We start from the raw sequence: 26481 nt of genomic DNA, 5'->3' as shown, positions 1-26481 counted from the left end.
CCCTAACGCGCAGGTCGGACAACACCATCCCGGTTCCCCAACTGTTCGCTGGGAGCGCAAGGTAGTTGGGCCGGCAGGCCCCGGGGGCTCCCGTACGGCGACGGGCCCGACCGCACGCGGGTGCGGATCGGGCCCGTCGGACCGTTCATACCGGGGCCGTGGCTCAGGCCTCGTTCTTGTCCTCGGACTCCGCGGACTCCTCGGTGGAGGCCTCGGCCGTCTCGGCGGACTCGGCGGACTCGTCCTCGTCGTCGTCGAGCTCGACCGGCTCGCCGTTGGTGTCGACGACCTTGGCGGCCTCGACGACGACCGCGAGGGCCTTGCCGCGGGCGACCTCGCCGACGAGCATCGGCACCTGGCCGCCCTCGACGACGGCCTTGGCGAACTGGTCGGGGCTCATGCCGGAGGAGGCGGCACGCCGCATGAGGTGCTCGGTGAGCTCCTCCTGGTTGACGTTGAGCTTCTCCTTGTTGACCAGCTCGTCGAGGATGAACTGGGTCTTGATGCCCTTGACCGCCTGCTCGCGGGTCTCGGTCTCGAACTCCTCGACCGTCTTGCCCTGGAGCTCCAGGTACTTCTCCAGCGTCAGACCCATCTGGCCGAGCTGGTGGTGCTCCAGGTTGTGCTTGCGGGTGTTGACCTCGTCCTCGAGGAGCTTCTCGGGGATCGGCACCTCGGCCAGCTCGATGAGCTGGTCCAGCACGCGCTCCTGGGCCTGGGTGGCCTGGTCGTACTGCTTCATGTTCTCGAGGCGCTTGCGGCTGTCGGCCTTCAGCTCCTCGAGGGTGTCGAACTCGGACGCCATCTGCGCGAAGTCGTCGTCGAGCTCGGGGAGCTCACGGGCGGCGACCTGGGTGACCTTGACGGTGACCTCGGCCTCCTTGCCCTCGGCGGAGCCGCCCTTGAGCTGGGAGGTGAAGGTGGCCTCGCCACCGGCCTCCAGGCCGGTCACGGCCTCGTCGATGCCGTCGAGGAGCTCACCGGAGCCGATGGTGTACTGCACGCCGGAGGCGACACCGTCCGGCAGGACCTCGCCGTCGACCTTGGCCTCGAGGTCGACCGTCACGACGTCACCCTCGGCGGCGGCGCGCTCGACCGGGTTGGTGGACGCGAAGCGGTCGCGAAGCTGCTCGACGGACTTCTCGACGTCCTCGTCGGTGACCTCGACGGCGTCGACCGTGACCTCGATGCCGGAGTAGTCCGGGATCTCGATCGTCGGGCGGATGTCGACCTCGGCGGTGAAGGCCAGCAGCTCGCCGTCCTTCAGCTCGGTGATGTCGACCTCGGGCTGACCCAGCGGGTTGACCTCGGCCTCGTTGACGGCCTCGGTGTAGAACTTCGGGAGGGCGTCGTTGACGGCCTCCTCCAGCACCGCACCACGGCCGAACCGCTGGTCGATGACACGAGCCGGGATCTTGCCCTTGCGGAAGCCCTTGACCGTGACCTGCTGGTTGATCTTCTTGTACGCCGCGTCGAGGCTGTCCTTGAGCTCCTCGAAGGGCACCTCGACAGTGAGCCGAACCCGGGTCGGGTTCAGGGTCTCCACGGCGCTCTTCACGGTTCGGTCTCCTTGGTGGCTGATTCTTGGATTCTGCCGGTGCCGCTTGCGGCGGTTCCGGCGGATTCGGCCCGGTCAGAGAGACACACGGGCACGCAGCTTGCATAGTAACCGCAAGCGGGATGAGGCCCACAATGTGATCTTGGTTGCGCGCATGATCCGGCGCGTCCGGTGTGGTCGGGGTGGCGGGATTTGAACCCACGGCCTTCCGCTCCCAAAGCGGACGCGCTACCAAGCTGCGCCACACCCCGTCGGTGCGACACGTAGGGTACATGCCCCGCGTCGGTGCGTCGGCACCTTTGTGAGGGGGTGTGCGGCGACCGCACACGACCCGCTACGATGACGATGCGTTCGTGCCGCGGTCCTGTGACCCGCGGCGCGCTGCTCGCGGGCGTAGCTCAATGGTAGAGCCCTAGTCTTCCAAACTAGCTACGCGGGTTCGATTCCCGTCGCCCGCTCCGTCCGGCCGCGGCCCGGGTGAGGGGACCTGTTCCCCCCGCCCGGGCCGCGCCGCGTTCCCCGGGCCGCCGCCGCGGGCCGTTCACCCGAGCTGCGCCTTCACGTGCCCGACCACCTCGGCGAATTCCCGGCTCGGGGAGAAGTCGACGTACTCGCAGTCCTCCAGGGCCTCGGGGGCGTGGCCGGGTTCCCAGTAGAAGGCCTGTCCCGCCTCGTAGGTGCGGTCCCCGTCCGCGGTGCGCATCCTGAGCCGCCCCTTGAACAGGTAGCCCCAGTGGGGGCACTGGCAGAGGTCGCCGGGCAGGCCCTTGAGGGCCGGGCCCATGTCCGTACCGCTTGGGAAGCGGACGAAGGCGACGGTCATGTCACCCCCGACTTCCCGCGTCCGCAGTTCCACGCCGCCGCCCTCGATGGCGACGGGGGTGTCCTCGCGTGTCGCTCCCGTCATGTCTCCTCCTCGGCCGGATCCCCCTTCCAGTCTGGGTCGGGGCACGACCGGCTGCGACTCGGAAAGGGAGCTCAGAAACTGATCTGGTTGATCGTCGAGGCGATGGAGTCGAGGAAGCGCTGTATCGAGGGCGCCATGCCGGACGAGGCGAGGAAGAAACCGAAGAGCACGGCGACCACCGCCGGCCCCGCCTTGAGGGAGCCGCCGCGAATCAACACCACCAGGATGATCGCCAACAGCAGCACCACGGACAGTGAAATGGCCACAACTGATCACACACCCTCGGTCGGTCCACCTTGCCGGCCCCGGGGTGCGCGGCCCGGCGCCCCCCGTTGGCTCCATCGTGCCACCAACCTCCCCCCGAATGAGGCCCACTGACACATCGTTCACCTGGGGATCGCGGCCACCGCGCGCCCCCACCGCTGCCGCCGTCTACCCCCGCAGCGCCGGTCCGAAAACCGGTACACGAATTCCCTCTGATCTTTTCGCGTCGCACACAGCGGGGTCACAGGTAATTCGCAGCGTGCCCGGCGAGTAATTCTCCGCGGCAGAAGCGGTAACGGTATGCACCATTTAAGGGGGATTAACCAGGGCATAGGGTGCAGTTGCGGGTGGTGTCATAAAGGAATGGACGCGTCGCGCGGCCGGTTTTACGAATTGCCGGAGGCGTGGCTAGGGTGCCTTGGATGTTCCAGGCTCCGCATGGAAATCAGCAGGCCCTGCTCCCGCCGGTCCGGGAGCCCGAGACCACGACGAGCACCCGCGAGCGCGGGACGGACAGACCCGGCCGGGACGCGTTCTTCGACAACGCCAAGTACCTGGCGATCGTGCTCGTCGCCATGGCGCACGCCTGGGAGCCCGTCATGGACGGCAGCCGGGCGACCAGAGCGCTGTACATGTTCGTCTACACCTTCCACATGCCCGCGTTCATCGTGATCTCCGGGTACTTCTCGCGGAGCTTCACCGGGCGCCCGGACCAGCTCAGGCGCCTGGTCTCCGGGCTCGTCGTGCCGTACGTGGTGTTCGAGGTGGCGTACTCGCTCTACCGGCGCTGGGCCGGCCACGTCCCCGACCAGGCCCTGAGCCTGACCGACCCGATCTACCTCACCTGGTTCCTGATCGCGCTGTTCGTCTGGCGGCTGTCCACCCCCCTGTGGCGCAGCCTCCGCCACCCGCTGCCCGTCGCCCTGGTCGTCGCCGCCCTCGGCTCGCTCACCCCCGGCATCGGCCAGGACCTGGACCTCCAGCGGGTGCTCCAGTTCCTGCCGTTCTTCGTGCTGGGCCTGTCGCTGGAGCCCGCGCACTTCGACCTGGTGCGGCGGCGGGCGGTACGGATCGCGGCGGTGCCGGTCGCGCTGGGCGCCCTGGCGTTCACCTACTGGATCGCCCCGGACATCCGGATGAGCTGGTTCTACCGCAGCACCAGCGCCGAGGAGCTGGACGCGCCCTGGTGGGCCGGGCCGGTCATGACCTGCGCGCTGTTCGGCTGCGCCCTGGTGCTCACCGTCGCCTTCCTGTCCTGGGTGCCGCGCCGGCGGACCTGGTTCACCGTCCTCGGGGCGGGCACCATCTGCGGCTACCTGCTGCACGGGTTCCTGGTGAAGGCCATGGAGTACTGGCCGCTCGTCCCCGCCTACCACCTCGGCACCCCCCTCGGGCGGGTCGTCGTCACGGCGGTGGCCGCCCTCGCGGTGACCGCCCTGTGCACCCCGCCGGTGCGGCGGGCGCTGCGATGGGTGACCGAGCCGCGGATGGGGTGGGCGTTCCGGCGGGAGGCCTCCGCCACCGCCCGCCGCTGAGCGACCCCGGCGCTCAGGCCCCGTCGGGCCGGAGCCCCAGCAGCGCGCGGGTCCTCGCGTACTTGGCGGTCAGCCGGGCCCGGGTCACCCCATCCAGGAGGGCGAGGCGCTCCGGGTCGGCGTTGTGCGCCAGGTCGGCCTCCTTGACGAGCAGGGCGCCCGGCACGGCCAGGATCCGGGCGGTGTACGCCTCCGGTTCCTCGCCCGGCCGCTTGGTGAGCGCCAGCACCATGTCCTTGACGGACGGCGGCAGGGCGGCCCCGCGCAGCCAGGCCTCGGACAGCCGGTCGTCCTCCACGGCGTCGTGCAGCCAGGCCGCGGCCACCTGTTCGTCGCTGCCGCCCCGGGCCCGTACCCCCTCCGCGACCGCCCGGAGGTGCCCGGCGTAGGGGCGGCCCGCCTTGTCGGTCTGGCCGGCGTGGGCCTCCCGCGCGAGCGCCTCGATCTCGGCCAACGACAGGTACCCCATGTCCCCTCCCTAAGCGTCACGGGTGATGAGCAGCAGCGCGCGGTCGTCGTTGACGTCCTTCGCGCACGCCTCGATCAGGTGCCAGGCCGCGCCCTCGAAGCCGGTCGCCACATGGCGGTCCGCCTCGCCGGTGAGCCGGTCGATGCCCTCGGCGATGTCCCGGTCCGCGGCCTCCACCAGGCCGTCGGTGAACAGCATCAGCACGTCCCCGGGCCGCAGCGAGCCCTTGACCGAGTGGAACTCGGCACGGTCGTACACGCCCAGCAGCGGGCCCTCCCCGGACTTCTCCTCCCACCGGCCGCTGCCCGCGTGGAGCTGGAGCGCCGGGAGGTGGCCCGCCGACAGCAGCTCGTAGTCGCCCGAGTCGAGGTCGAGCACCAGGTGGATGGAGGTGGCGAAGCCCTCGTCCCAGTCCTGGCGCAGCAGATAGCCGTTGGCGGCCGGCAGGAAGCCGTGCGGGGGCAGCGAGCCGAGCAGCCCGCCGAAGGCCCCGGACAGCAGCAGGGCGCGGGAGCCCGCGTCCATGCCCTTGCCGGACACGTCGGTCAGGACGACCTCCAGGGTGCGGCCGCCCTGCGTCCTGGCGGCGACCACGAAGTCGCCCGAGAAGGACTGGCCGCCCGCCGGGCGCAGCGCCATCTCGTGGTGCCAGCCCTTGGGCAGCCGGGGCAGGGCGCTCTGCACCCGGATGCGCTCGCGCAGGTCGAACAGCATCGTCCCACCGCGCCGCCACGGCACCCCCACCCGGGCCCGGAACTGCGCTATCAGCAGCCCGAACAGTCCGCACGCGGCCACCACCAGCACCGTGCCGGGGGTGACCCGGGCGGCGCCCTGGGTGTACGGGCCGAGGAGGGCGGACTCGACGATCAGGGCGCCGGCGGACGCCGCGTACAGGGCCAGCAGGCTCGCCGGGCGCAGCAGCAGGCCGCCCGCGACGATGGGCAGGACCAGTGCGGCCGGGGCAGCCCATACGGGGGTGGTGACGGTGAGGAACGTGATCAGCGGGACGGTGAGCAGGAGGCCCGCCAGGGCGATCCAGTCGGAGCCGTCGCCGCGGAAGTAGTCGACGCCCGACTTGCGCAGGCCGACCTTGACCCGGCGCGCGGACTTCCGCATCCGGGCCAGGTACGCGTCCACTCGTGCGCTACGGGCCATTGGCCTGGACCCTATCCATCCGGCGGCGCCCCGTGCAGGGGGACCCCTGTGACATTGCGTTCGAAATTGGGTCGCCCGGGGGGCGCGTGCCTGCTACCCATGGCATATGACGACGGATTTACGTGTCCTCGGGCCGGCCGAATGGGACGCCTGGTACGGGCAGTTGATGCTGGCGTTCGGCGGGGCGCTCGAAGCCCGGCAGGAACGGGAGCTGTGGGACGCGCTCACCGAGCGTGAGCGTTCCCTCGGCGTCTGGGACGGCGACGTGTGCGTCGGTACGACGGGGGCGTTCTCGTTCCGGTTGTCCGTGCCCGGCGGCTCGCTGGTGCCCGCGGCCGGCGTCACGATGGTGAGCGTGGCCCCGACGCACCGGCGGCGCGGGATCCTCACGTCGATGATGCGGCGCCAGCTCGACGACGTGTTCGCCTGGGGCGAGCCACTGGCCGTGCTGACGGCGTCGGAACCGGCTATTTACGGGCGATTCGGGTACGGCATCGCCACCCGGCAGCTGCGCGCGGAGATCGATACGACCCGGGTCCGGCTGTCCGTGCCGGAGGGGACGGATGACGTAGTGCTGCGGCTCGCGGCGCCGGGGGACGCGAGCGCGGAGTGCGAGGCCGTTTACGCGCGGCTGGTCCCGGAGCGGCCGGGGATGCTCGCCCGCCGGCCGGGCTGGGAGCGGCTGCCGCTGCTGGACCCGCCCGGGACGCGGGATGGGGCGTCGCCGCTCCAGTGCGTGCTGGCGCGGCGGGACGGGGCGACGGTCGGGTTCGCGCTGTACAGCACCAAGCCGGAGTGGGAGGCGGCCGGCCCGAAGGGCACGGTGCGGCTGCGGAGCATGGGCGCGCTGGACCCGGCGGCTTACGCGGCGGTGTGGCGGTTCCTGTGCGGGATCGACCTGATGTCGACGCTCCAGGTCCCCAACCGCCCGGTGGACGACCCGTGGCAGCACCTGGTGTCCGACGTCCGGCGCTGCAACACGCGCGTCCAGGACGGGCTCCACCTGCGGGTGGTGGACCTGCCCGCGGCACTGGAGGCGCGTACCTACCGGGCGCCGGTGGACGTGGTCCTGGACGTGCGGGACGCCTTCTGCCCCTGGAACACCGGGCGGTGGCGGCTGTCGGGCGACCCCAAGGGCGCGGTGTGCGCGCGGACGGACGACGCGCCGGACCTGGCGCTGTCGGTGCGGGAGCTGGGCGCCGCGTACCTGGGCGGGTACTCGCTGGCGTCGCTGGCGGGCGCGGGCCTGGTGCGGGAGCTGCGGCGGGGCGCCCTGGCCGAGGCGTCCCTCGCCTTCGGCTCGGCGGTGGCGCCCTGGCTGCCTCACGGCTTCTGACAGGCGGGGCACCAGAAGAGGTTGCGGGCGGCGAGGCCGGCGGTGCGGATCTCGCCGCCGCAGACGTGACAGGGCAGGGTGGCGCGGCGGTAGACGTACACCTCGCCGCCGTGGTCGTCCACGCGCGGCGGACGGCCCATGGCCTCGGGGGTGTGCTCGGGGCGGACGGTGTCGATGCGGTTGTTGCACACGCCCTCGCGCATCAGGGCCACGAGGTCTTCCCAGATCGCGTCCCACTCGTCCCGGCGGAGGTCCTTGCCCGCGCGGTAGGGATCGATGCCGTGCCGGAAGAGGACCTCGGCACGGTAGACGTTGCCGACGCCCGCGACGACCTTCTGGTCCATCAGCAGGGCGGCGACGGTGGTACGGCTGCGGGAGATCCGCCGCCAGGCCCGCTCCGGGTCGTCGCCGTCGCGCAGCGGGTCGGGCCCGAGCCGCTCGTGTATCGCCCGCTTCTCCGGCTCGGTGATCAGGGCGCAGGTGGTGGGGCCGCGGAGGTCCATGTACGCCCCGGCGCCGGCGAGCCTCAGCCGGACGGTGTCGGTGGGCGGCGGGGCGGGCGCGTCGCCGAAGCGGACCTTGCCGAAGAGGCCGAGGTGGATGTGGACCCACTCGTCGCCGCCGAACCCCAGGAAGAGGTGCTTGCCGTGGGCGTCGACGGCGTCGAGCACCCGGCCGTCGAGGAGGGCGGCGCCTTGGGAGAACGTGCCCTGGGGGCTGGTGACGCGGAGGGGGTGACCGCCGAAGCGGGCGAGGTGGTCCTGGGCGAGGCGGTGGATCGTATGCCCCTCGGGCATGGGTGCGGTCTCCTTGTCGGGCCGTGCCCCCACCGTGCCGCGGTCGGCGTCCGGCGCGGGGCGGGGCCGTGGCTCCGCCCCGCGCCGGACCGGTGGTTGCCGTCCCGCCCGCGCCTGGGCGCACCGGTGCAGCGCACCGCCCCAGGGGGAACGGGAAAGGGCACCGCCCCGGTTCCGTCGTGCCCATCCGTTCCGCCCCGGCGGAACGCATGCCCACAACGGGCGGGCGTCAGGGGTGCTGGGGGTGGTGGGAAGGGATCGGGGGGAGGTCGCCGGTGGTCTCGTAGGCCGAGAGCATCTCGATGCGGCGCGTGTGACGCTCCTCACCCGAGTACGGGGTGCTGAGGAAGGTCTCCACGAACTTGGTGGACTCCTCCACGGAGTGCATGCGGCCACCGATCGCCACCACGTTGGCGTTGTTGTGCTCACGGCCGAGGGCGGCCGTCTGCTCGCTCCAGGCGAGCGCGGCCCGCACGCCCTTCACCTTGTTGGCGGCGATCTGCTCGCCGTTGCCGGAGCCGCCGATCACGATGCCCAGGCTGTCCGGGTCCGCGGCGGTCTTCTCGGCCGCGCGGAGGCAGAACGGCGGGTAGTCGTCCTGGGCGTCGTAGATGTGGGGACCGCAGTCGACGGGCTCGTGGCCGTGGGCCTTGAGCCATTCGACGAGGTGGTTCTTGAGTTCGAAGCCGGCATGGTCGGAGCCGAGGTACACGCGCATGGGTCCGAGTGTGGCACGCGCGCGGGGCCGGGCGGGGCGCCGGGGCCCTCGTATCACGATCCGGAATCGGGTCTTTCGGTACGTCCGGGTCTCGTGCTTGCATGCACGGGCTCGTAACCCGAGTACCGCACAGACGTAAGGAATCGTCCATGACGACGCAGTCGACCCTGCCGAAGGAAGGCGGAGCCACCGGGGAACCCGGTACTTCGCAGTCCGCAGACGGTCTGAAGGCCGGCCTCAAGAACCGTCACCTGTCCATGATCGCCATCGGTGGAGTGATCGGCGCCGGCCTGTTCGTCGGCTCCTCCGGCGGCATAGCCAAGGCCGGTCCGGCCATCCTGCTCTCGTACGTCATCGTCGGTGCGATGGTCGTCTTCGTGATGCGGATGCTGGGCGAGATGGCCGCCGCGAGCCCGAACTCCGGCTCGTTCTCCGCGTACGCCGACCGTGCCCTCGGCCGCTGGGCGGGCTTCTCCATCGGCTGGCTGTACTGGTTCTTCTGGGTCGTGGTGCTGGCGGTCGAGGCGACCGCGGGCGCGGTGATCCTGGAGGGCTGGGTCCCGGCCGTGCCGCAGTGGGCCTGGGCGCTGATCGTGATGCTGGTCCTGACCGCCACGAACCTCGTCTCGGTGTCCTCGTACGGCGAGTTCGAGTTCTGGTTCGCGGGCATCAAGGTCGTCGCCATCGGCGCCTTCGTCGTGATCGGCCTGCTGGCCGTGTTCGGCTTCCTGCCGGGCTCGGACAACCCGGGCGCGGGTCTCGCTCACCTCACCGACGCGGGCGGGTTCTTCCCCAACGGCGCCGGCGCGATCCTCACCGGTGTGCTGATGGTCGTCTTCTCCTTCATGGGCAGCGAGATCGTCACGCTCGCCGCCGGTGAGTCCGAGGACCCGCGGCGCGCGGTGACCAAGGCGACCAACAGCGTCATCTGGCGCATCGCCGTGTTCTACCTGGGCTCGATCTTCATCGTGCTCACCCTGCTGCCCTGGAACGACGAGTCGATCGTCAAGAAGGGCTCGTACGTCGCGGCCCTGGACTCCATCGGCATCCCGCACGCCGGCCAGATCATGAACGTGATCGTGCTGACGGCCGTGCTGTCCTGCCTGAACTCGGGCCTCTACACCGCCTCGCGCATGGCGTTCTCGCTCGGTGAGCGCGGTGACGCCCCGAAGGCGTTCGCCAAGGTCAACGCCAAGGGCGTGCCGACCGCCGCGATCCTCGCCTCGGTGGTCTTCGGCTTCGTCGCCGTGTACTTCAACTACGCGTTCAAGGACACGGTCTTCCTCTTCCTGCTGAACTCCTCGGGTGCGGTGGCGCTGTTCGTCTGGCTGGTCATCTGCTTCACCCAGCTGCGGATGCGCGGGATCCTCATGCGTGAGGTGCCGGAGAAGGTCACGGTCAAGATGTGGCTGTTCCCGTACCTGACGTGGGCGACCGCCGCGATGATCTCCTTCGTGCTGGTCTACATGCTGTTCGACGACGCCAACCGCGAGGTCGTGCTGGCGTCGCTGCTGGTCGCCGCCCTCGTGGTGGGCACCGGCGTCCTGCTGGACCGCAAGCGCCGCGCCGCCTCGCTCACCTGACGGCACCCGCCCGACGACGCCCGGCCACGCCTGACCACGCCCGACGGCACCTGCCCGACGGCGTCCGGCGAGAACGGCGAAAGGCCCTCCGTGCACCGGTACACCGGTGCACGGAGGGCCTTTTCGCTGGGGGGGGACGCGATGCGTCAGCCGCGGTCCTTGCGGCCGATCAGCTTCCAGGCGGTGGGCAGCACGCCCATCGCGAGCGCGGCCTTCAGGGCGTCGCCGACGAGGAACGGCGTCAGGCCCGCGGCCACCGCCTGCGGCAGCGTCATGCCGGTGGCGAGGGCCAGGTAGGGCACGCCGACCGCGTAGACGACGAGGGAGCCGAGCGCCATGGTGCCCGCCATGCGCGCCACCGAGCGGTCGGCGCCGCGCCGGGCCAGGGCGCCGACGACGGTCGCGGCGAGCAGCATGCCGAGGATGTAGCCGAAGGAGGGCATGCCATACCCGGACGTGGCCTGGGCGAACCACGGCATGCCGGCCATGCCCACCACGGTGTACAGCGCGAGCGACAGGAAGCCGCGGCGGGCGCCGAGGGCGGTGCCGACGAGCAGGGCCGCGAAGGTCTGGCCGGAGACGGGCACCGGTGAGCCGGGCACGGGCACGGCGATCTGGGCGGCGATGCCGGTGAGCACCGCGCCGCCGGCGACGAGCGCGATGTCGCGGGCGCGGGTGGCCGGAAGCAGGTCGGCGAGGACCACTCCGTGACGGATGGGGGCGGCGGCAGTGCTCATCGGAACTCCGGCGGGGGTGAGGGACAGCAGGAACAGCCCGACCGTAGTCGACGAGTGAACGGTCGATCACCGTCAGCCGACCACAAAGCGGTTGACCGGGCATTGGTGGGGTTCGGACAAAGAGCCGGGGATATGCCTCAGCGGGCGTGATGCTCGTCACGGGGAAGGTCGATTGGACGGTCCCTTTTGCGCCAGGAGGGCGTCGCCGGAGAGACTGTGGGGTCCTTCCAAATACGTGAGAGTACGAGCGCCATGCACGACGCCCCACCCCCGCCCCTCGCCCCGGCGCCCGAGCCCTTGTCGCACGGGTTGAAGCAGCGGCACCTGACGATGCTCGGCCTCGGCGGGGTGATCGGCGCCGGGCTGTTCGTCGGTTCGGGGGCCGGGATCGCGGTCGCCGGGCCGGGGATCGTGCTGTCGTACCTGATCGCGGGCGCCCTGGCGATGCTCGTCATGCGGATGCTCGGGGAGATGTCGGCGGCGATGCCCGCGTCGGGCGCCTTCTCGGTGCACGCGGAGCGGGCGCTCGGCCGCTGGGCGGGGTTCTCCGTCGGCTGGCTGTACTGGTTCCTGCTGGTGGTCGTGCTGGCCGTGGAGGCGACGGGCGCGGCGCGGATCGCGAACGGCTGGGTGCCCGGGGTGCCGCAGTGGGCCTGGGTGCTGGTCTTCATGGTGGTGTTCACGGCAGCCAACCTGGCGGCGGTGAAGAACTTCGGCGAGTTCGAGTTCTGGTTCGCCGCGCTGAAGGTCGGCGCGATCGTGCTGTTCCTGGTCCTCGGGGTGCTGGCGATCGGCGGGTGGCTGCCGGACACCGCGCCGGTGGGGCCGGCGAACCTCACCGGTCAGGGCGGTTTCCTGCCCAACGGCTGGGACGGCGTGGTCTCCGGGGTGCTGGCGGTGGTGTTCGCGTTCGGCGGGCTGGAGGTGGTGACCATCGCCGCCGCCGAGTCGGAGGACCCGGCGCGCAACGTGGCGCGGGCGGTGCGCAGCGCGGTGTGGCGGATCCTCTTCTTCTACGTCGGTTCGATGCTGGTCATCGTGACGCTGCTGCCCTGGACGTCGATGGAGCCGGGGCAGAGCCCGTACGTCGCGGTGCTGGACGCGATCGGGGTGCCGGGGGCCGGGCAGATCATGAACGTGGTGGTGTTCGTGGCGCTGCTGTCGGCGCTGAACGCCAACCTGTACGGCTCGTCCCGGATGGTCTTCTCGCTGGCGGAGCGCGGGGAGGCGCCCAGGGGGCTGCTCGCGGTGTCGGGCGGCGGGGTGCCGCGCCGGGCGGTGCTGGCGTCGGTGGCGTTCGGTTTCGTCTCGGTGCTGCTGAACCTGAAGTGGCCCGACTCGGTGTTCCTCTACATGCTGAACGCGGTCGGGGCGGTGCTGCTGTTCGTGTGGGGCCTCATCGCGGTGTCGCAGCTACGGCTGCGGCGGCGCGTCGAGCGGGAGACGCCGGAGTTGCTGACGCTGCGGATGTGGGGCTTCCCGTGGCTGACGTGGACGGCGCTGGCGGCCATGGCGGCGGTGCTGGTGCTGATGCTGCTGGACGACGGTTCCCGGCCGCAGGTGCTGTGGTCGGCGGCGGCGACCGGGGTGGTGCTGCTGGTGGCGTGGGTGCGGGAGTGGCGTACGCGCCGGGTGTGATGGTTGTGTGCGTGTTCCTTCACCTTGTGTGAGCACGGTGTCCGTATAGCGGGCGGATGTTCCCTGTGAACGGTGCCCCCGCCCAGACTGTGTGGCCGCGCCCCGACCCGTTCGGGCGCGACCGCACACCGCACCGGTCTCAGCTACTGAACAGGGCACGCCCATGTCTCGGACCTCCGCGCCCGCCGACTCGACCCCGGTCGAGCAGACGCCGGCCGACGCGCCGCTCCCCCACGGCCTCAAACAACGCCACCTGTCGATGATCGCCCTCGGCGGTGTCATCGGCGCCGGTCTGTTCGTCGGCTCCGGCACCGCCATCGCGGCCGCCGGACCCTCGATCGTCCTCGCGTACGCGCTCTCCGGCGCGCTCGTGATGCTGGTGATGCGCATGCTGGGCGAGATGTCGGCGGCCAACCCGGCGTCCGGCTCCTTCTCCGTGCACGCCGAACGGGCCATCGGGCCATGGGCGGGCTTCACCGCCGGCTGGTCGTTCTGGTTCCTGCTCTGCGTGGCCGTCGGCCTGGAGGGCATCGGCGCGGCGAAGATCATGACGGGCTGGTTCCCCGGCACGGCCGAGTGGGCCTGGGTGGCCCTCTTCATGGTCGTGTTCTGCGTGACCAACCTCGCGGCCGTGAAGAACTTCGGCGAGTTCGAGTTCTGGTTCGCCGCCCTCAAGGTCGCCGCGATCGTGATCTTCCTGGCCATCGGCGCGCTGGCGATCACCGGCCTGCTGCCCGGCACGGAGGCCCCCGGCACGACGAACCTCACCGGTCACGGAGGGTTCCTGCCCAGCGGCTCCGAGGGCCTGATCGTCGGCCTGCTCGCCTCCGTCTTCGCGTACGGCGGCCTGGAGACGGTCACCATCGCGGCGGCCGAGTCCGAGCACCCGGTGCAGGGCGTCGCCAAGGCCGTCCGCACCGCGATGTGGCGGATCGGCGTCTTCTACATCGGCTCGATGGCCGTGGTGGTCACCCTGCTGCCGTGGACCGACAAGGCGGTCGCCGAGAAGGGCCCGTACGTCGCCACGCTGGAGCACCTGGACATCCCCTACGCCGGCCAGATCATGAACGTCGTGGTGCTGGTCGCCCTGCTGTCGGCGATGAACGCCAACATCTACGGCGCCTCCCGGATGGCCCACTCGCTGGTGGCCCGCGGGCAGGGCCCGAAGGCCCTCGGCCGGCTCTCCGGCGGGGTGCCGCGCATCGCGGTCCTGATGTCCTCGGTGATCGGCTTCGTGTGCGTGCTGCTCAGCTACTGGCGCCCCAACGACGTCTTCCTCTGGCTCCTCAACATGATCGGCGCGATCATTCTGGTCGTCTGGATCTTCATCGCGGTCTCGCAGCTCGTGCTGCGCCGCCGGCTGGAACGCGAGACGCCCGAGAAGCTGGTCGTGCGGATGTGGGCCTACCCGTACCTGACGTACGCGGCGCTGGCGGGCATGGCGGCGGTGTTCGTGCTGATGGCCCGCGAGGAGGGCACGCGTGATCAGCTCTACGCCACGGGCGCGCTGACGCTGGCGCTCGCGGTGGCCGGATACGTCGTCCAGGCCCGGAAGGGCGCCGACAAGGCCTGACGGTCATAGAAGCCGACAAGGCCTGACGGTCATAGAAGGGGGAGCCCCGGCGCGTGGCGCGCCGGGGCTCCCCCTTTCGTGCGGTCCCGTGCGGTACCGGGGTGGAATCCGCCCGGCCCGGCCGGAAGTGACCCTGGCGCGCCCCTCCCCCGGGTCTACCGTCCGGGCCCATGAGACGTCGCTCGGTACTCGTGGCGGCGGGCGCGACCGCGGCCGCCGGCCCCCTGTCCTCCCCCGCCCGTGCCTCGGCCGCCCCGGGGCCGCTCGTGATCGGCCACCGGGGCGCGGCGGGCTGGCGCCCCGAGCACACGGCCGCCTCCTACGCGCTCGCCGTCGAGACGGGCGCCGACTGGATCGAGCCGGACCTGGTGGCCACCCGGGACCACCACCTCGTGGTGCGGCACGAGAACGAGGTCTCGGGCACCACGGACGTCGCGCGGCGCCCCGAGTTCGCCGGGCGCCGGACCACCAAAACCGTCGACGGGCGGGCCGTCACCGGCTGGTTCACCGAGGACTTCACGCTCGCGGAGCTGAAGACGCTCCGGGCGGTCGAGCGCCTCCCGCTCGTACGGAACAGGAACACCGTCTTCGACGGGCGCCAGCGGGTGCTGACCTTCCAGGAGGTGATCGGCCTGGCGCGCCGGCTGTCCCGGCGCCACGGCCGGACCGTCACGGTCTTCCCGGAGACCAAGCACCCGTCGTACTTCCGCTCCATCGGCCTGCCTCTGGAGCCGGTCCTCGCCGACGCGGTGCGCCGCAACGGGCTGGGGCCGCACGAGTGCGTGATCCAGTCCTTCGAGCCGTCCAGTCTGCTCCGGCTCGCCCGTGAGCGGCTGGGCGTCCCGCTCTGGCAGGCCCTCGGCACCGTCGGCGGTCCGTACGGGCACCCGACGACGTACCGGGAGATGGCCACCCCGGCGGGGCTGCGCGCGGTCGCCACGTACGCCCGGTGGATCGGCCCCGACAAGTCGTCCCTGGCGCCCCCGTCGACCCTGCTCGCGGACGCCCGCGCGGCGGGGCTGCGGGTGGGCGCGTACACCTTCCGCGCCGAGAACCGCTACCTGCCCGAGGACCTGCGGCGCGGTGACGACCCGAACGCCTTCGGGGACGCGTTCGCCGAGTACGCCCGGCACTTCGCGCTCGGGGTGGACGCGGTGGTGACGGACTTCCCCGATCTGGCGGTGATCGCCAGGGACGCGCGCCCCAGGACGGAGGACTGATCAACGGAACGGCTTGCTGCTGCTAACCTGCACTTGCATATGATTCGCAATAAGCAGCAGTCGGAGGGCTCGGACATGGCGGTCTACACACTTCCTGAACTTCCGTACGACTACGCGGAGCTCGAGCCGGTCATCAACCCGCAGATCATCGAGCTGCACCACGACAAGCACCACGCCGCCTACGTCAAGGGCGCCAACGACACGCTGGAACAGCTCGAAGAGGCACGCGACAAGGACCAGTGGGGCGCGATCAACGGCCTGGAGAAGAACCTCGCGTTCCACCTCTCCGGCCACATCCTGCACTCCATCTACTGGCACAACATGACCGGCAAGAAGAACGGCGGCGGTGGCGAGCCGCTGGCCGCGGACGGCGTGGGGGAGCTCGCCGACGCGATCACCGCCTCCTTCGGCTCCTTCGCCCGGTTCAGGACCCAGCTCTCCAAGGCCGCCGCCACCACCCAGGGCTCCGGCTGGGGCGTGCTGGCGTACGAGCCGGTCAGCGGCCGCCTCATCGTCGAACAGGTCTACGACCACCAGGGCAACGTGGGCCAGGGCTCGGTGCCGATCCTGGTCTTCGACGCCTGGGAGCACGCCTTCTACCTCCAGTACAAGAACCAGAAGGTCGACTTCATCGAGGCCATGTGGGAGGTCGTCAACTGGCAGGACGTCGCCCGCCGCTACGCCCGGGCCAAGGAGCGCACCCCCCTGATCGCCCCCTGACGACGGGCGCGTGAGTCGTCCTGCTCGTGATCGTCTTCTCAACCTTCACCGGGCAGGCGGATGCAGGAAGGCCCCCCGCGAGCACCCCCTCCGGGGGAGTGACTCGCGGGGGGCCTTCTTCGTTAACCGGGGCATGCTCCCCGTGTGTGCGGGGGTGGTCCGTCGGGACCCTGAGTACGGGTGCGCTTGATGTACTGGTCCCCGCCGCCGCGGGGGTTCACTCGAAACTGGGCCCTGCCGTACGGGTGCGCTTGATCTCGTAGAAGCCGGGGACCGACGCCACCAGCAGCGTGCCGTCCCACAGCCGGGCCGCCTCCTCGCCCTTGGGGGCCGGGGTGACGACCGGGCCGAAGAAGGCGATCTGCTCGCCGTCCGCGCCGGGCACCGCGATGACCGGGGTGCCGACCTCCTGGCCCACCTTGCTGATGCCCTCGTGGTGGGAGGCGCGCAGCTCGGCGTCGTAGGTGTCCTTGTCGGCGTACTCGGCCAGGGAGACCGGCAGGCCGACGTCCTCCAGCGCCTCGCGGATCGCCGTCGGCGTCGGGCCCTCGCCCTTGTTGTGGAAACGGGTGCCGAGCGCGGTGTACAGCTTGCCGACCACCTCGTCGCCGTGGAGCTGCTGCGCCGCGACCACGACCCGGACCGGGCCCCACGCCTGGGTCTCCAGCATCTCGCGGTACTCCGGCGGCACCTGGTCCAGCTTGTCCTCGTTCAGGACGGCCAGGCTCATCACGTGCCAGCGCACGTCGACCGGGCGGACCTTCTCCACTTCGAGCATCCAGCGGGAGGTCATCCACGCCCAGGGGCACAGCGGGTCGAACCAGAAGTCGGCGGTGATCCTGCTCTCGGACATGCGTCTCCTCGGTAGGGATGAACGGGTGCGCCTGGAGAGGGCCAACGTCACGAGGGCCCCGGGCATTCCCGCGTTCCGGCCGACAGTGGCGCGTGGGAGGATCGCTGCTGTCGAAACGAGCCACGAAGGAGTGCCGCCCGTGCCCGGTGAGAATCTGTCCCGCGACGAGGCCCGTGAGCGGGCCGAGCTGCTGTCCGTCGACGGGTACGAGGTCGCGCTCGACCTCAGGTCCGCGGTCGGGGAGAGCGAGACGGAGCGGCGGACGTTCCGCTCGGTGACGACCCTCCGGTTCCGGAGTACCGCCCCGGGTGCCACCACGTTCGTGGACCTCATCGCCCCCTCGGTGAACGCCGTGACGCTCAACGGGCAGGCGCTCGACCCGGCGGCCGTGTTCGACGGCTCGCGGATCGCGCTGGACGGCCTCGCGGACGAGAACGTGCTGGTGGTCGACGCGCAGTGCGCCTACAGCCGCACCGGCGAGGGGATGCACCGGTTCGTCGACCCGGAGGACGGCGAGGTCTACCTCTACACGCAGTACGAGCCGGCCGACGCCCGGCGGGTGTTCGCCACCTTCGAGCAGCCCGACCTGAAGGCGCCGTTCCGGTTCGAGGTGACGGCTCCCGAGGGCTGGACCGTGTGGAGCAACGGCGCCGAGGAGTCCCGTGAGGGCGGGGTGTGGCGGTTCGCGGAGACGGCGCCGATCTCGACGTACATCACCTGTGTCGTGGCGGGCCCCTACCACTACGTGACGGACACCTACCGGCGCGGCGAGCTGGAGATCCCGCTGGGCGCGATGTGCCGCCGCAGCCTGGCGAAGCACTTCGACGCGGACGACGTCTTCCTGGTCACCAAGCAGGGCTTCGACTTCTTCCACGACAACTTCGACTACCCGTACCCCTTCGGGAAGTACGACCAGGCGTTCGTGCCCGAGTACAACCTCGGCGCCATGGAGAACCCCGGCATGGTGACCTTCCGGGAGGAGTACATCTACCGGGGCAAGGTGACGCGGGCGGCGTACGAGCGCCGGGCGAACGTCATCCTGCACGAGATGGCGCACATGTGGTTCGGCGACCTGGTCACCATGCGGTGGTGGGACGACCTGTGGCTGAAGGAGTCCTTCGCCGACTTCATGGGCTCCTTCTCGCTCGCCGAGGCGACCCGCTTCACCAATAGCTGGGTGACCTTCGCCAACAGCCGCAAGGCCTGGGCCTACCGGGCGGACCAGCTTCCCTCCACCCACCCCGTCACGGCCGACATCCGTGACCTGGAGGACGCCAAGCTCAACTTCGACGGGATCACCTACGCCAAGGGCGCCGCGGTGCTCAAGCAACTGGTGGCCTACGCGGGCCGGGACGCCTTCATGGAGGGCGCCCGCCGGTACTTCAAGCGGCACGCGTACGGCAACACCCGCCTGGACGACCTGCTGTCGGTGCTGGAGGAGACGTCCGGGCGGGACATGAAGGCCTGGTCCCGGTCGTGGCTGGAGACCTCGGGCGTCAACGTCCTGACGCCGGTGGTGACGTACGGCGCCGACGGCCGGGTGGCGGAGCTCGCCGTGCTCCAGGAGGGCGGACTGCCGCGGCCGCACCGGGTGGCGGTGGGCCTGTACCGCCTGTCGCCGGAGGGCGAGCTGGTGCGGTACGCCCGCGCGGAGGTGGACGTCACCGGCGAGCGGACCGTGGTGGCGGAGCTGGCGGGGGCCGAGCGGGCGGCGCTCGTCCTGGTCAACGACGACGACCTCACGTACTGCAAGGTCCGCTTCGACGAGGACTCGCTGGCGACGCTGCGGGAGCACCTGGGCGACCTGACGGACCCGCTGGCGCGGGCGCTGTGCTGGTCGGCGCTGTGGAACCTGACGCGGGACGCGGTGCTGCCGGCCCGGGACTTCATCGCCCTGGTGCTGGCCTTCGCCGGGCGCGAGTCGGAGATCGGCGTGCTCCAGATGCTGCACGCCTGGGCGCGGACCGCGCTGGTGCACTACACCGCGCCGGAGCGGCGCGAGGAGGGTGGCCGGCTGCTGGCCGAGGGCGCCCTCGGGGAGCTGCGGGCCGCGGAGCCGGGCAGTGAGCAGCAGCTCACCTGGGCGCGGTTCTTCGCCGCGACGGCGACGACCGAAGCGGACCACCGGCTGCTGGAGGAGCTGCTGGAGGGCACGTCGAAGATCGACGGACTGGACGTGGACCAGGAGCTGCGCTGGTCGTTCCTGGAGGCGCTGGCCGCGCACGGCGGCGCGGACGAGACGGTGATCGCGGCGGAACTGGCGCGCGACGACACCGCCTCGGGCAAGCGCCACCAGGTCCGCTGTCTGGCCGCCCGCCCCTCCGAGGCCGTCAAGGCCCAGGCGTGGGCGCAGGTCGTCGAGTCGGACGCCCTGTCCAACGCGCTGGTGGAGGCGACGATCGCGGGCTTCGGCCAGCCGTCGCAGCGGGCGCTGCTGGCCCCGTACGCCCCGAAGTACTTCGCGGCGATCGAGCGGGTGTGGGCCGAGCGGTCGATCCAGATCGGTATGGACGTGGTACGGGGCCTGTTCCCGTCCCTCCAGGACGACCCGGCGACGCTGGAGGCCGCCGACGCGTGGCTCGCCGCCCACGAGTCGGCCGCCCCGGCGCTGCGGCGCCTGGTCCTGGAGTCCCGCGACGACCTGGCCCGCGCACTGCGGGCCCAGCGGTGCGACGCCTCGGCCGTCTGACGGCCACGCCGGGCCCGGCGGGCGCGGGATCACCCTCCCGGGTGGCCGCGGGGGTGTTCCGGGGGTGTTCCTGGGGTGCCGGCCGGGAAGGGTCCGCCTCGGGGACGGGCCGGGGCCCGCGCGGGCGTTCCCGGGACGGACATCCGTCCGAGCGGGGGGCGGCGGTGCTGGTCGGGGGCCTGATCGGGGTCCCTGATCGGCAGTCGAACGCCCGTACTTTAGGACGGGGTCGTCCCGAATTGTCGACGGGCGTGTAACAGCGGTTAGGGCGGGGGCGGTTGCCGGGAAACCCCGGGGCATGACCAACACCCCGCTCTCCCCCCGCCCCCTGTCCCACCTGGCCGCCGACCGGCGCCGGGTGCTGTCCGCCGCGCAGTTGCGGGCGCACGGCGTGTCCGCCGCCGAGGCCGGCGCCCATTGCCGGGCCGGCGGGCCCTGGCAGCAGTTCCTGCCGGGCGTGTACCTGCTGCACCCCGGGCCGCCCACCAGCGAGGAGCGGCTGCACGCGGCCCTGTTGTACGCCCAGCGGGAGCCGCAGCCGTCCGAGGCGATGGTCACCGGCGCGGCCGCGCTTGCGCTGTACCGGTTCGCGGCCGCCCCGCCGCTGCCGGCGCTGGACCGCATCGACGTCCTGGTCCCGCGCACCCGGCGGCTGCGGTCCACCGGGTGCGTACGGATCGTGCGGACGGCCCGGCTGCCCGAGCCGCGGCAGATCACCGGGGTGCCCGTCGCCCCGGTGGCCCGCGCGCTGGCGGACGCCGTCGCGCAGATCGCGGACGCCGCGACCGTACGCCGGCTGCTGACCGAGGCGGTACGGGGCGGCCACTGCGAACCGGCGCTGGTCGTCCGGGAGTTGGACCGGGCCCGGCTGCTGACGCGGCCGCACGTGGTGGACGCGGTCGACTCGCTGCTCGCCGAGGGGCGGGCGCTGTCCGAGGGCCGGCTGTACGAGATGGTGCGGGCGCACGGGCTGCCCGAACCGCTGTGGAACGTCGACCTCCGGCTGCCGGGCGGTCCGCACCTCGGCGGGGTGGACGCGTACTGGCCCGACCACGCGGTGGCCGTGGAGCTCGACACCCGCTCACCGCGCCACGACGACGGCGCGCTGTGGACGGAGTACACCCGCAAGCGCGAGCACCTGGAGCGGCTCGGCGTCACCGTCGTCCACATCACGCCCCGGAAGCTGCGGGACGCCGTGGAGCAGCAGGCGGTGGTGGTGCGTACCGCGCTGATGGCGGCCGGGGACCGGGCCCCGGCCGCCTACCTGGTCGTCCTGCCGCGCTGAACGGCGGGCGGGAACGGGAACGGCGGGCGGGATCAGCCGCAGAACTCCGCCTCGACCACCGCGCGCGTGTCCCCCGCCCAGTCGCCGTTGACGTTGGTCGCCAGCGTGTGGCGCCCGTCCCGGGTGGACAGCACCCCCGAAGTGGAGCCGTGGATGCCGCCGTTGTGTCCCCAGACCTCCGTACCGCAGCTCAGCCGGTCCATCATCAGCCCCAGCCCGTAGCGGGCGGTGGGGGCGTCCTCGCCGATCGGGACCGTGGTGGTCATCTCCCGGGTCTCGCGCGGCGGCAGCAGCCGGCCGGTCATCAGGGCCCGGACGAAGCGCTGGAGGTCCGCCGAGTCGGAGATCATCTCGCCGGCGGGTCCGGCGATCGAGGGGTTCAGCTCGGTCATGTCGTGGATCTCGGCGTCCGGACCGGCGAAGAGCCGCGAGTACGCCCGGCCGCTGGGCCGCGGCATCCTGGCGTCGGTACCGGGAAGGCTGGTGGCGCGCAGCTTCAGGGGCTTGAGGATCCGGCGCTCGACCTCCGTGCCGTAGGGCCGGCCGGTGACCTTCTCGATGACCATGCCGGCGAGCAGGTAGTTGGTGTTGGAGTAGCTCCAGTCGGTGCCGGGTGCGAAGTCGGGGCGGTGCCGCATGGCGATGGCCACCATGTCGCGCGGTGTCCGCGTGTCGTAGCGGTGGCGGAGGAAGTCGGGGCTGAAGACCTGCTGCCGGTAGGCCGGGTCGGAGGTGATGTCGAAGATCCCGCTGGTGTGGTTCAGCATCTGGCGCAGGGTGATCCGCCGCCCGTCGTGGCCGTTGCCCCGGACGACGCCCGGCAGCCATCGCTCGACGGGGTCGTCGAGGTCGAGGCGGCCCTCCGCCTGGAGTTGCAGCAGGACGGTCGCGATGAACGGCTTGGTGATGGAGCCGATGCGGTAGCGGTCCTTCGGCAGGCGCGGGCGGCCGGTGGTGCGGTCGGCGACGCCGGCGGAGCCGTTCCAGGTGCCGTGCTCGTCCCGGGCCTGGGCGAGCGCGCCGGGAACGCCCGCCCGGACGAGGGCGTCGACCGCCTCCTGGGTCCGCCGGTGGTCGCCGCCGGGGCGTGCGGGCCGTTCGGTGGCGGTGGCGGGGGCGGTGAAGGCGGTGACGGCGAGTGCCGCCGCCACCATCAGGGCGGGCAGGGTCCTGCGTACCGGCATGTCGGGGTTCCCCTCTGCGCGTTGGTGCGGTCGGGGGGCAGGACCGCGGCGGTGGGCGGAACGGTTGCCGGGCGCCGGAGGGTTGAGCGGGTTTCAGCCGACGTGGCCGAGGTTTCCGGTGGCGGGCCGCTCGCGCCAGAGCCGCAGTCCGGCGTCGACGACCCCCACGCGGGCGAGCGCGGGCACGGCGTCCAGCGGGTGCCAGGCGGCGAGGTCGGTGGAGCCGCCCACCTCGGGCCGCAGCTCCCCGCCCGTTATGCGGCCCTCGTAGAGGATGCGCAGGGCGTGGAAGTCGGTGGCCGGGCCGAGGCGGCGGCCGTAGTGGCGGCGCCGGGAGTCCACACCGAGGAGGGCCGTCATCTCGGCGAGGTAGCCGGTCTCCTCCTCGACCTCCCGCACGGCGGTGTGCATCGGGTCCTCGCCGTGGTCCATGCCGCCGCCCGGGAGCGACCATTCCTTGCTGCCGTCGGGGGCCGTGCAGCGGGCCAGCAGGAGCTGTCCGTCCCGTACGCACACGGCGTAGGCGGCGACTCTCAACCTCTGGTTCATGGGCCGAGGTTAGACCGGCTGCGGGCGGGTTCGGCGGGGAGCGGCGGGGAGCGGCGACTGAAAGATCAACGCTCAACTAGTTATGGGGGTTTCACCCCGGTTCGTTCCTCATGGCGTACATCCCGCAGTGGCGGATGTACGCCATGACCGCATTCCGACCTCCGGCAACCCTCCACAAAACCCCTCCACTTACGACAGGGTGAGCGGTCATCCGGCTCCGAATTCCGGACTGTCTCTTTCACAACAGGGATGCTGATGACCACCCTCGAATCCCAGGGCTCCATACCAGGGAGCCCGACCCCCGGCCACAGACGCGCGGCCCGCGTGGCCGCCGCCGCCGGCCTGGTGGCCGCGCTCGTCGCGGCCGGCACCGCCCCGGTCTTCGCCGCCGGCCCGGCGGACCCCGCACCCCCCAAGCCCGTCCCCCCGTCCGCCACCGCGGACAAGCTGGGCCAGGCCGACGCCGAGCGGCTCGCCGAGGCCGAGGCCACGGGCAAGAAGACCGTCACCGTCATGGTGGCCACCGCCCCCGGCCAGACCGAGCAGGTCGCCGGACAGCTCGACGGCGTCACCGGCGCCACGGTCGGCACGACCTACGACAAGCTCGGCTACGTCCGCGCCACCCTGCCCACCGCGAAGGCGGAGGCCGCGCTCGCCTCGGCGGCGAAGCTGTCGTCGGTGAAGGGCATCGACCTCCAGTACGAGATACGACTGGACGACCCGTCGCCCGACGCGGGCGCCTCCGCAGCACGGGACGCCGCGGCCGGCGCCCGGGGCGGGACGGCCACCTACCCGGGGCCGGGTGCGAAGACCCCGGCGAAGAACCCGTACAACCCGTCCTTCGAGACGGGCGCGGTCGAGTTCGTGCAGGACCACCCCAAGGCCGACGGGCGGGGGGTGACCATCGGCATCCTGGACTCGGGCGTCGACCTGGACCACCCGGCGCTCCAGAAGACCACCACGGGCGAGCGCAAGATCACCGACTGGGTGACCGCGACCGACCCGGTCGGGGACGCCGACGGCACCTGGCGCCGGATGAACGTGGCCGTGGAGGGGCCCACGTTCACCGCCGACGGGCGCACCTGGAAGGCCCCGGCCGGCAAGCAGGCCTACAGCCGCTTCGCCGAGGCCGTCACCAAGGGTGGCGACATGGCCGGTGACCTCAACCGGGACGGCGACACCACCGACGCGTGGGGCGTGCTCTACGACGCGGCCGCCGGCACCGTCCGGGTCGACCTGAACGACAACGCCGACTTCACCGACGACGTGGCGATGAAGCCGTACAAGGACGGCTTCCAGATCGGCCACTTCGGTACGGACAACCCGGCCACCGAGGTCGCCGAGCGCATCCCGTTCGTGGTCGAGATCCGCAAGGACGTCGAGTACAACGCCAACGGCGACAAGGCCGACTACGTCAACATCGGCGTCATCGAGTCGGACCACGGGTCGCACGTCGCCGGCATCACCGCCGCCCACGGGCTGTTCGGCGGGAAGATGAACGGCGCCGCGCCCGGCGCGAAGCTCGTCTCCTCGCGCGCCTGCACCTGGTCCGGCGGCTGCACCAACACCGCCCTGACCGAGGGCATGGCCGACCTGGTGATCAACCGCGGCGTGGACATCGTCAACATGTCCATCGGCGGCCTGCCGGCGCTCAACTCCGGTGACAACGCGCGTGCCGAGCTGTACGGCCGGCTCATCGACACCTACGGCGTCCAGCTCGTCATCTCGGCCGGCAACGAGGGCCCCGGCATCAACACGATCGGCGACCCCGGCCTGGCCGACAAGGTCGTCTCGGTCGGCGCGGCCATCTCCCGGGAGACCTGGGCGGCGAACTACAACTCGGTCGTCGAGAAGAAGTACGCCATGTTCCCGTTCTCCTCGCGCGGCCCGCGTGAGGACGGCGGCTTCACGCCGACGATCTCCGCGCCCGGCTCGGCGGTCAACACCATCCCGCTGTGGATGGCGGGCGCCGGCGTGCCCGAGACCAGCTACAAGCTGCCCGCCGGGTACGGGATGCTCAACGGCACCTCGATGTCCTCGCCGCAGGCGGCGGGCGCGAGCGCGCTGCTGCTCTCGGCCGCCAAGCAGAAGAAGATCGAGCTGTCGCCGCTGACCCTGCGCACCGCGCTGACCAGCACCGCGCGCCGGATCTCCGGGGTGGCCGCGCACGAGCAGGGCGCCGGTCTGATCGACGTCGTCGAGGCCTGGGAGTCGATCAAGGACGGTGCGACCGCGCACGACTACAAGGTCGCCGCGCCCGTCGACACCGCGCTGGACCAGCACCTGACCAAGCCCGGCACCGGCATCTACGACCGTGAGGGCGGCCTCAAGGTCAAGCAGAAGAAGGTCTACGACGTCACCATCACGCGCACGACCGGTCCGGACCGGCCGGTCGAGCACGAGCTGGACCTGAAGTACAACGACGGCACCTTCCGCATCCTCGGCGACGACGAGGTGGAGCTGCCGCTGAACAAGCCGGTCACCGTCAAGGTGCAGGCCAGGCCCGGTTCCGCCGGTGTGCACAGCGCGATCCTGGAGGCGGACGACGAGGACACCGAGGGCGTGGACAAGCAGATCCTCGCCACCGTGGTCGTCTCGCAGGACCTGGCGAAGGCCCCGTACACCTTCTCGGCGAGCGGCAGCGTGCAGCGCAACAGCCACAGGTCGTACTTCGTGACCGTGCCCGAGGGCGCCAAGGCGCTGGAGGTCGCGATCAGCGGGCTGAAGGAGAAGAGCCAGACCCGGTTCATCTCCATCCACCCGTACGGCGTGGCCGTCGAGGACACCGCGTCCAACCTGTGCTACCCGCACTACAACCCGGCCAACACCTGCCGTCCGGACGTGCGCTCGTACGCCGCGCCGGCGCCGGGCGTGTGGGAGATCGAGGTCGAGTCGCGCCGTACGTCGCCCGACCTGGACAACCCGTACAAGCTGGACGTCACGCTGCTGGGCGCCGCCTTCGACCCGGCCGTGAAGACGGTCCCCGAGGCGAAGGTCGGCACGCCGGCCGCGGTCGACTGGAAGGTCACCAATGCCTTCGCGGCCCTCGACGGCCGGCTGAAGGGCGGACCGCTCGGCTCCGCGAAGGTCGCCGCGCCGACGATTGCGAACCACGAGTCGCAGACCAGCACGGTGACGGTCGGCGAGGGTGTGGAGCGCCTCGACGTGGTGATCGGCAACACCTCCGACAAGGGTGCCGACCTCGACCTGAGCGTCCTGAAGGACGGCAAGGTCGTGGGCTCCTCCGCCGACGGTGACTCGGAGGAGGCGGTCTCGCTGGTCAAGCCCGCCGCGGGCACGTACACGATCGTCGTCGACGGCTACGCGGTCCCGTCCGGCTCGACCATGTACGACTACAAGGACGTGTACTTCTCGTCCTCGCTCGGCACGCTGAAGGTCGACGAGAACAAGCCGGTCGCCCTGGCGAGCGGCGCCTCCGCGCAGGTCTCGGCGGAGGTCCTGGTGAACGGCGCGGCTCCCGAGGGACGGCAGTTCTTCGGCGAGGTGTCGCTGCTGACGGCGCGCGGCACGGCCGCGGGCACGGGCAGCGTCGTGATCGGGAAGGTCACGCCGTGACACCGTCGGTACGGTGAGTGAGGGCGGGCGTCCGGACCGGGCGCCCGCCCTTTCCGTTCCCCGCGTGCTGCTTCTCACGTCGCGGACAATGAATTGGACAAGCCGGGCCAGGTGATACGCATCATGGGTGCGGCA

21 protein-coding genes and 2 tRNA genes are annotated in these 26481 nt (G+C 71.6%); 11 read left to right on the top strand and 12 right to left on the bottom strand.

Translation table 11 applies throughout. From position 1 onward, the window contains the following. Positions 1-163 precede the first annotated feature (163 nt). Positions 164-1558 (bottom strand): trigger factor, encoded by a 1395-nt coding sequence (tig, locus tag ACZ7LK_RS01800; RefSeq protein WP_392274776.1) that lies wholly within the window; start codon positions 1556-1558, stop codon positions 164-166. 174 nt (positions 1559-1732) lie between these two features. Next, positions 1733-1809: transfer RNA gene (locus ACZ7LK_RS01795), tRNA-Pro, on the bottom strand. Between the two features lie 136 nt (positions 1810-1945). Between ACZ7LK_RS01795 and ACZ7LK_RS01790 the strand changes: the two genes are divergently transcribed. Next, a tRNA-Gly gene (locus ACZ7LK_RS01790) sits at positions 1946-2016 on the top strand. 83 nt (positions 2017-2099) lie between these two features. On the opposite strand, the gene ACZ7LK_RS01785 is transcribed toward ACZ7LK_RS01790, so the two are convergent. Together ACZ7LK_RS01785 and ACZ7LK_RS01780 are read right to left on the bottom strand one after the other, a co-directional pair. Then, positions 2100-2465 (bottom strand): cupin domain-containing protein, encoded by a 366-nt coding sequence (locus ACZ7LK_RS01785; RefSeq protein ID WP_392274775.1) that lies wholly within the window; start codon positions 2463-2465, stop codon positions 2100-2102. A gap of 71 nt (positions 2466-2536) precedes the next feature. Continuing rightward, complete coding sequence (locus ACZ7LK_RS01780; RefSeq protein ID WP_064069514.1) at positions 2537-2731, bottom strand: hypothetical protein; 195 nt, start codon at positions 2729-2731, stop codon at positions 2537-2539. A 420-nt stretch (positions 2732-3151) separates the two neighbouring features. Here ACZ7LK_RS01780 and ACZ7LK_RS01775 point away from each other — a divergent pair, with 420 nt between their 5' ends. Then, positions 3152-4264 carry an acyltransferase family protein gene (locus ACZ7LK_RS01775; protein WP_471137920.1) on the top strand — a complete coding sequence of 371 codons (1113 nt, stop codon included), beginning with the start codon at positions 3152-3154 and terminating at the stop codon, positions 4262-4264. A 13-nt stretch (positions 4265-4277) separates the two neighbouring features. On the opposite strand, the gene ACZ7LK_RS01770 is transcribed toward ACZ7LK_RS01775, so the two are convergent. After that, the gene (locus ACZ7LK_RS01770) at positions 4278-4733 is read right to left on the bottom strand and encodes an HD domain-containing protein (RefSeq protein WP_392274773.1); all 456 of its coding nucleotides are present in this window, start codon (positions 4731-4733) and stop codon (positions 4278-4280) included. Between the two features lie 9 nt (positions 4734-4742). Beyond that, on the bottom strand, positions 4743-5888 hold the full coding sequence (locus tag ACZ7LK_RS01765) for a SpoIIE family protein phosphatase (RefSeq protein ID WP_471137918.1): 1146 nt from the start codon (positions 5886-5888) through the stop codon (positions 4743-4745). 106 nt (positions 5889-5994) lie between these two features. Here ACZ7LK_RS01765 and ACZ7LK_RS01760 point away from each other — a divergent pair, with 106 nt between their 5' ends. Beyond that, positions 5995-7224 carry a GNAT family N-acetyltransferase gene (locus tag ACZ7LK_RS01760; protein ID WP_469465266.1) on the top strand — a complete coding sequence of 410 codons (1230 nt, stop codon included), beginning with the start codon at positions 5995-5997 and terminating at the stop codon, positions 7222-7224. Here ACZ7LK_RS01760 and ACZ7LK_RS01755 read toward each other — a convergent pair. Both ACZ7LK_RS01755 and ACZ7LK_RS01750 read right to left on the bottom strand, forming a co-directional pair. Next, positions 7212-8021, bottom strand: a complete 810-nt coding sequence (locus ACZ7LK_RS01755) for an Fpg/Nei family DNA glycosylase (protein ID WP_471137915.1) — start codon at positions 8019-8021, stop codon at positions 7212-7214. The two genes, ACZ7LK_RS01760 and ACZ7LK_RS01755, sit on opposite strands and share 13 nt — an antisense overlap. A gap of 229 nt (positions 8022-8250) precedes the next feature. Further along, positions 8251-8739, bottom strand: a complete 489-nt coding sequence (locus tag ACZ7LK_RS01750) for a ribose-5-phosphate isomerase (protein WP_392274769.1) — start codon at positions 8737-8739, stop codon at positions 8251-8253. 149 nt (positions 8740-8888) lie between these two features. Between ACZ7LK_RS01750 and ACZ7LK_RS01745 the strand changes: the two genes are divergently transcribed. Beyond that, a complete protein-coding gene (locus ACZ7LK_RS01745; protein ID WP_392274768.1) occupies positions 8889-10322 on the top strand; it encodes an amino acid permease in 1434 nt (477 codons plus the stop codon). A gap of 146 nt (positions 10323-10468) precedes the next feature. On the opposite strand, the gene ACZ7LK_RS01740 is transcribed toward ACZ7LK_RS01745, so the two are convergent. Next, positions 10469-11059, bottom strand: coding sequence for a biotin transporter BioY (locus tag ACZ7LK_RS01740; RefSeq protein ID WP_392274767.1), 591 nt, complete (start codon positions 11057-11059; stop codon positions 10469-10471). 252 nt (positions 11060-11311) lie between these two features. On the opposite strand from ACZ7LK_RS01740, the gene ACZ7LK_RS01735 reads away from it, so the two are divergent. From ACZ7LK_RS01735 to ACZ7LK_RS01720, 4 genes are all read left to right on the top strand, one after another. Continuing rightward, complete coding sequence (locus tag ACZ7LK_RS01735) at positions 11312-12697, top strand: amino acid permease (protein ID WP_471137912.1); 1386 nt, start codon at positions 11312-11314, stop codon at positions 12695-12697. A gap of 163 nt (positions 12698-12860) precedes the next feature. After that, entirely contained in the window at positions 12861-14270 is a 1410-nt protein-coding gene (locus ACZ7LK_RS01730) for an amino acid permease (RefSeq protein WP_392274765.1), read from the top strand. 170 nt (positions 14271-14440) lie between these two features. After that, the gene (locus tag ACZ7LK_RS01725) at positions 14441-15490 is read left to right on the top strand and encodes a glycerophosphodiester phosphodiesterase family protein (protein WP_471137910.1); all 1050 of its coding nucleotides are present in this window, start codon (positions 14441-14443) and stop codon (positions 15488-15490) included. Between the two features lie 75 nt (positions 15491-15565). Beyond that, positions 15566-16210 carry a superoxide dismutase gene (locus tag ACZ7LK_RS01720; RefSeq protein ID WP_392274879.1) on the top strand — a complete coding sequence of 215 codons (645 nt, stop codon included), beginning with the start codon at positions 15566-15568 and terminating at the stop codon, positions 16208-16210. 217 nt (positions 16211-16427) lie between these two features. Here the strand turns inward: ACZ7LK_RS01720 and ACZ7LK_RS01715 are convergent, their stop codons facing one another. After that, positions 16428-17063 carry a mycothiol-dependent nitroreductase Rv2466c family protein gene (locus tag ACZ7LK_RS01715; RefSeq protein ID WP_392274763.1) on the bottom strand — a complete coding sequence of 212 codons (636 nt, stop codon included), beginning with the start codon at positions 17061-17063 and terminating at the stop codon, positions 16428-16430. A 139-nt stretch (positions 17064-17202) separates the two neighbouring features. On the opposite strand from ACZ7LK_RS01715, the gene pepN reads away from it, so the two are divergent. Both pepN and ACZ7LK_RS01705 read left to right on the top strand, forming a co-directional pair. Next, entirely contained in the window at positions 17203-19752 is a 2550-nt protein-coding gene (gene pepN / locus ACZ7LK_RS01710; RefSeq protein WP_392274762.1) for an aminopeptidase N, read from the top strand. A gap of 298 nt (positions 19753-20050) precedes the next feature. Then, positions 20051-21037: a hypothetical protein gene (locus ACZ7LK_RS01705; protein WP_471137907.1), complete on the top strand. Its 987-nt coding sequence runs from the start codon at positions 20051-20053 to the stop codon at positions 21035-21037. Positions 21038-21069: 32 nt separating this feature from the next. Here the strand turns inward: ACZ7LK_RS01705 and ACZ7LK_RS01700 are convergent, their stop codons facing one another. Further along, entirely contained in the window at positions 21070-22221 is a 1152-nt protein-coding gene (locus ACZ7LK_RS01700) for a serine hydrolase domain-containing protein (protein ID WP_471137905.1), read from the bottom strand. 93 nt (positions 22222-22314) lie between these two features. After that, on the bottom strand, positions 22315-22770 hold the full coding sequence (locus ACZ7LK_RS01695; RefSeq protein ID WP_392274759.1) for an NUDIX hydrolase: 456 nt from the start codon (positions 22768-22770) through the stop codon (positions 22315-22317). A 255-nt stretch (positions 22771-23025) separates the two neighbouring features. Between ACZ7LK_RS01695 and ACZ7LK_RS01690 the strand changes: the two genes are divergently transcribed. Further along, a complete protein-coding gene (locus ACZ7LK_RS01690; protein WP_471137903.1) occupies positions 23026-26346 on the top strand; it encodes a S8 family serine peptidase in 3321 nt (1106 codons plus the stop codon). The last annotated feature ends 135 nt before the right edge of the window (positions 26347-26481 follow it).

The organism is Streptomyces sp. NPDC039423, assembly GCF_055598725.1.
Note: the sequence above shows the minus strand (reverse complement) of the source record. Positions and strands in the feature narration are given on the sequence as shown.

Coding starts and splice junctions, on each gene's coding strand:
- ACZ7LK_RS01705 (WP_471137907.1), top strand. CDS start 20,051: ATGACCAACACCCCGCTCTCCCCCCGCCCCCTGTCCCACCTGGCCGCC.
- ACZ7LK_RS01690 (WP_471137903.1), top strand. CDS start 23,026: ATGACCACCCTCGAATCCCAGGGCTCCATACCAGGGAGCCCGACCCCC.
- ACZ7LK_RS01765 (WP_471137918.1), bottom strand. CDS start 5,888: ATGGCCCGTAGCGCACGAGTGGACGCGTACCTGGCCCGGATGCGGAAG.
- ACZ7LK_RS01745 (WP_392274768.1), top strand. CDS start 8,889: ATGACGACGCAGTCGACCCTGCCGAAGGAAGGCGGAGCCACCGGGGAA.
- ACZ7LK_RS01760 (WP_469465266.1), top strand. CDS start 5,995: ATGACGACGGATTTACGTGTCCTCGGGCCGGCCGAATGGGACGCCTGG.
- ACZ7LK_RS01715 (WP_392274763.1), bottom strand. CDS start 17,063: ATGTCCGAGAGCAGGATCACCGCCGACTTCTGGTTCGACCCGCTGTGC.
- ACZ7LK_RS01770 (WP_392274773.1), bottom strand. CDS start 4,733: ATGGGGTACCTGTCGTTGGCCGAGATCGAGGCGCTCGCGCGGGAGGCC.
- ACZ7LK_RS01735 (WP_471137912.1), top strand. CDS start 11,312: ATGCACGACGCCCCACCCCCGCCCCTCGCCCCGGCGCCCGAGCCCTTG.
- ACZ7LK_RS01730 (WP_392274765.1), top strand. CDS start 12,861: ATGTCTCGGACCTCCGCGCCCGCCGACTCGACCCCGGTCGAGCAGACG.
- ACZ7LK_RS01725 (WP_471137910.1), top strand. CDS start 14,441: ATGAGACGTCGCTCGGTACTCGTGGCGGCGGGCGCGACCGCGGCCGCC.
- ACZ7LK_RS01785 (WP_392274775.1), bottom strand. CDS start 2,465: ATGACGGGAGCGACACGCGAGGACACCCCCGTCGCCATCGAGGGCGGC.
- ACZ7LK_RS01750 (WP_392274769.1), bottom strand. CDS start 8,739: ATGCGCGTGTACCTCGGCTCCGACCATGCCGGCTTCGAACTCAAGAAC.
- ACZ7LK_RS01700 (WP_471137905.1), bottom strand. CDS start 22,221: ATGCCGGTACGCAGGACCCTGCCCGCCCTGATGGTGGCGGCGGCACTC.
- ACZ7LK_RS01755 (WP_471137915.1), bottom strand. CDS start 8,021: ATGCCCGAGGGGCATACGATCCACCGCCTCGCCCAGGACCACCTCGCC.
- ACZ7LK_RS01720 (WP_392274879.1), top strand. CDS start 15,566: ATGGCGGTCTACACACTTCCTGAACTTCCGTACGACTACGCGGAGCTC.
- ACZ7LK_RS01695 (WP_392274759.1), bottom strand. CDS start 22,770: ATGAACCAGAGGTTGAGAGTCGCCGCCTACGCCGTGTGCGTACGGGAC.
- ACZ7LK_RS01775 (WP_471137920.1), top strand. CDS start 3,152: ATGTTCCAGGCTCCGCATGGAAATCAGCAGGCCCTGCTCCCGCCGGTC.
- ACZ7LK_RS01740 (WP_392274767.1), bottom strand. CDS start 11,059: ATGAGCACTGCCGCCGCCCCCATCCGTCACGGAGTGGTCCTCGCCGAC.